The following is a 1,956-nucleotide window of genomic DNA, read 5'->3' on the forward strand; positions in this document are numbered from 1 at the left end:
TTTTCTTTTAAATAAAAAACTTGGTAACCCGCCTCTTCAGTTTGAATTGCTAATAAAGTGTTGAGAGTGGGGTATAATATCATAATATAAAAGGGAAAAACGCCCCAATTGGGACGTTTTTTATAAATATATATTCACATTTACCAATTATTGCTTTTCTGCTCCAAAGGTACCTTGGAATGTGGTCCCTGTGCCAGCAACAGTTCCTTTGCCACCTTCAACTGAAGCATCTTGGTAAATACCCCCTAAGAAATTAGCATCATCACCATAGAATCCTCCAGCTGTATCGATGCCATTTATATTGCCAGCAAAAGTGTTGCCTAAGATGTCTGCTTCTATGGCAATCTTGCCAGTTGGGTTGTACTTTAAGTTACCGTCAAAGGCAAGCTCACCTGACACAGTACTATTTACAAAGTCCACATCGAAGTTTGACGTGCCATCAACTGGTGCAGTATTAGCATTATCATCTAAATGAATATTTTCAATATACGTCGCAACACCTGTGTAGTTAGCTTGACCGTCATTAACTTGCTTCAAAGCATCAATATCGGCTTGGTCTGTAGCATAACCTTGTACATACACATTAGTAGCTCGAGAAACATCGCCTGCTAATGAATCAAAGTTACCGTAAACATGGCCTACTTGCATCTGCTCATCAAAGTTCTGATACACAGAGCTGTACTTATAGGTTGGGTTGAATCCATCTTTCCCAGCATCTACAACTACTTCACCTGAGCTTTTAAGATTAACTCTAATTGGTTTTAACACACTCGCCGGTTGAACCATGTCTGCACGGATTAACCCTTGATCGAAACTCTTGAAGTTATCGCCTTGACCATTGTCTACAGGGATTTCAGCGCCACTCTCGATGGTAGTCTCAGTAAAGTCTGATTTATCATTGCGAATTGCTACATAACCCACTGCGTTTTCTAATTGGCCTTGACCAAATGGAAGGGTTCTCTCCTTACTACTCAATGTGGTTGACTGGAATCCGGTTAATTCTTTCTTAACAGGTACTGGACCTGCATTTGGATCAAACTTACTAGCTCCGTAAGTTCCTTTGCCATGAGTGTCTTGATATATGCCACCTAATAATTTAGCATCTTCACCGTAGAAACCACCACTTGTGGTTAAATCATTTGCCTGCCCTGAAAAACTGTTCCCAGAGATATTAGCTTTAATGATTTTGTCATTGGTTTCATAGAATTTAAGTATTCCATCAACCTTTTTATCAACAAAGTTAACATCAAACTCAGACTCACCTATTTCTAAGGCACCATTATCAATAATATCTTCTTTACTGTTTCCAATGTAGCTGGCTACCCCTTCATATTTGACAGTTCCATCATTGATTCCTTCATCAATGTTGTATTGACCTAGCTGTTCCATATAAGACATATCTGAAAGGTTTGTCGCATTACCCATCACATAAGTGCTAGATAACGTTGACTTTCTTACAAGGTTCGCAGGACCTTTTATGTCACCATAAACGTGACCTATCTGCATCTGATTATCGAAGTTGTTATAAACAGAAGTGTAGTTAACCTTATTACTTATAAGTTTGTTCGGGCTAACTTTTTCAGTTTTATACCCATCGGTTCTCATAAACCCATTAGTCAAATCTACATCATCACCCTCCTTCAAGGTAGCGTCTATTGGATTATGAATAACGGGTATCAAGATAAAGGTTTTGCCAGCATCATCAGCATTCAATGTAAGACTATCGTAGTAATCAGTAGAATTATTGGATATTCCACTGTCTTTTCCACCTACAAAACTACTCTGAATTGCAGAAATTATTGAATCAGGAGCCGCATCTGGATTAACAGGTTCTGGCGTTGGCTCTGGCGTAGGCGTAGGCGTTGGAGTCGGTGTTGGAGTCGGTGTTGGAGTCGGTGTTGGAGTCGGTGTTGGAGTCGGTGTTGGAGTCGGTGTTGGAGTCGGTGTTGGAGTCGG

1 protein-coding gene is annotated in these 1,956 nt (G+C 40.1%); it reads right to left on the reverse strand.

All coding sequences use genetic code 11. The features are described 5' to 3' along the window. Positions 1-147 precede the first annotated feature (147 nt). Positions 148-1,956, reverse strand: a 1,809-nt coding sequence (locus G561_RS0113430) for a transferrin-binding protein-like solute binding protein (RefSeq protein WP_162165212.1), incomplete at its 5' end; no start/stop codon positions are given.

Origin of the sequence: Psychrobacter phenylpyruvicus DSM 7000 = NBRC 102152, from assembly GCF_000685805.1 — a bacterium.
Lineage (GTDB): Bacteria > Pseudomonadota > Gammaproteobacteria > Pseudomonadales > Moraxellaceae > Psychrobacter > Psychrobacter phenylpyruvicus.